3 protein-coding genes are annotated in these 2,247 nt (G+C 47.4%); all 3 read left to right on the plus strand.

Features of this window, described 5'->3' with window-relative positions:
* Positions 1-200: hypothetical protein (locus tag AC1WIP_RS14830; RefSeq protein ID WP_481142557.1), on the plus strand; the 200-nt coding region annotated here is incomplete at its 5' end.
* Between the two features lie 6 nt (positions 201-206).
* Positions 207-980 (plus strand): FliA/WhiG family RNA polymerase sigma factor, encoded by a 774-nt coding sequence (locus AC1WIP_RS14835; RefSeq protein WP_481142558.1) that lies wholly within the window; start codon positions 207-209, stop codon positions 978-980.
* Positions 981-1,005: 25 nt separating this feature from the next.
* Positions 1,006-2,247 (plus strand): DUF342 domain-containing protein (locus tag AC1WIP_RS14840; RefSeq protein WP_481142559.1); only part of this gene is annotated, 1,242 nt, incomplete at its 3' end.

Raw genomic sequence — 2,247 nt, forward strand, 5'->3', positions numbered from 1 at the left:
CATTTATAAGGGATTTTTCAATTTTGGGGAAGCTGGGAGCGCTGCTTTTTGTTTTGGTTGTATTTTATTTTTTGGGCAGCGTTTTAAAATGGACCTTAGATTATTTTGACAGACAAAACCAGGTGGCAGCGGAGGAAAAGGAAGAGGGAGAGAGCGGGGGCGAGGAACTGAAAGCGCAGAGCAAAGAGGGAGAGCAATAAAATTTAATGGAAGAGGCTGCTAGAAAGAAACTTTTAGAAGAATACGCAAAGACGAAATCGCCGGAAATCAGGGAGAAAATCATTTTGGAGTATGCTCCTTTGGTCAAGGTGGTGGCGGGCAGGCTGAGCATGTACCTGGGCTATAATGTGGAGTATGAGGATCTGGTCAGCTACGGGATATTCGGTCTGATTGATGCTATAGACAAATTTGACTGCATGAAGGAGGTCAAATTTGAAACCTATGCCAGCCTCAGAATCCGCGGAGCCATTCTGGATCAAATCCGCAAGATGGACTGGATACCCAGAACCATCCGGCAGAAGCAGAAAAAGATTGAAGCTGTAATCAAACAGATAGAGCAGTCAACCGGGCATGGAGCTACTGAGGAGGAGATTATAAAGGGGCTTGGAATATCGGCGGAAGAATACCTGGAATGGCAGTCTCAGATGAAAATTACAGGACTGGTATCCTTGAATGAATACATGGAGCAGGGCAGCGATGTGTCTCAGGATTATGGAAGGTACACTGCGGCCAGGTTTGACAGCCCGGAGGAACGTATTGAAAAGGAGGAGCTGAGCAGGGTCTTAGGGGAGGCTTTGGAGCTTTTGACGGAAAAAGAAAAAAAGGTAATCACGCTTTATTATTATGAGGATTTAACGTTAAAGGAAATCAGCAGCCTTTTGGAGGTATCGGAATCCAGGGTATCGCAGCTGCACACCAGAGCGCTGCAGAAAATGAAAACAAAGATGGGAATTTATATGGGACTTCTGTCTGATCATTGACAGTGAATGTATTGGGAGATGTGTTATGCAAAATGGATTTTTTCGGCTGGTAAAGATGCCGGGAGGCTTTGGAATCCGTTTTTTTCCGCCTGCAGACGGCGGAGAGGAGGTTCGGATTGCGGAGGTAATGGGCTATCTTGACCGGCTTCATGTGGATTACGATGCCAACCAGCTCAAGAAATATATTGGGGAAAAGACACAGGGAGGTTATTTTTTAGGGAGAAAGGACTGCCCGGTATGCGATGAGACTTATCAGCTTGAGGTAAGCGATGATTTTATGGAGGCTGTGGCAAGATTTTATCCACCCTCAGATACTGGAAAAAGAATTACCTTTGATGAATTCTATAAGGACCTAAGGTACCGTAATATTGTTTCAGGAGTACAGATGTCCTCTCTGCAGGATCATTTTCAATCGGAGGGCATTTACTGTACGGACCTGGTGGTGGCAAAGGGCAGGGAACCCAGACAGGGCACTGATGCCCGCGTGGAATACTGCTTTAACACTGAAGTGCATGTACAGCCTACGATGCGTGAGGATGGAAGCGTGGACTTCTTTCATTTGAATATGATCAACCACTGCCGGAAGGGGGAAATGCTGGCAAGGATTCTTCCGGAGGATCAGGGAGAGCCGGGGGTTAATATTTTGGGCAGGAGGATTGCGCCCAGAGCCGTAAAAAGAGCGGTTTTGAAATTCGGGCGCAATATTGAGCTGTCTCCTGATAAAAATGCTATTTATTCCAAGGTGGACGGACACGTGGTTTTGGTGGATGACAAGGTTTTTGTGTCCGACGTATATGAGGTGGAGAATGTGGATATCACCACAGGCAATATAGAATTTGAGGGCAGTGTGCAGATAAATGGCAATGTGGCCTCAAATTTTGTGGTGAATGCCAAAGGAAACGTGATTATAAACGGCGTTGTAGAGGGCGCCCACATTATGGCCGGCGGCAATATCATCATTGCAAGAGGCGTAAACGGCATGGGAAAAGGAACCCTGGAGGCAGGACGGGATGTGGTGGCAAAATTTATTGAGAATGCCACAGTGAATGCAGGCGGCTATGTCAATACGGAATCCATCCTCCACAGCCAGGTCAGCGCGGGAACAGAGATTACGGTAACCGGGAAGAGAGGCTTTATCACAGGAGGACATGTCCAGGCGGGAGTCCGCATCAACGTAAAAAATCTCGGAGCCACCATGGGAGCGTCCACCATTGTGGAGGTGGGAGTGGATCCGGAGAGAAAGGCCAGATATGTGCAGCTGCAGAAG

The sequence above is a fragment of the Acetatifactor sp. genome (assembly GCF_982438285.1).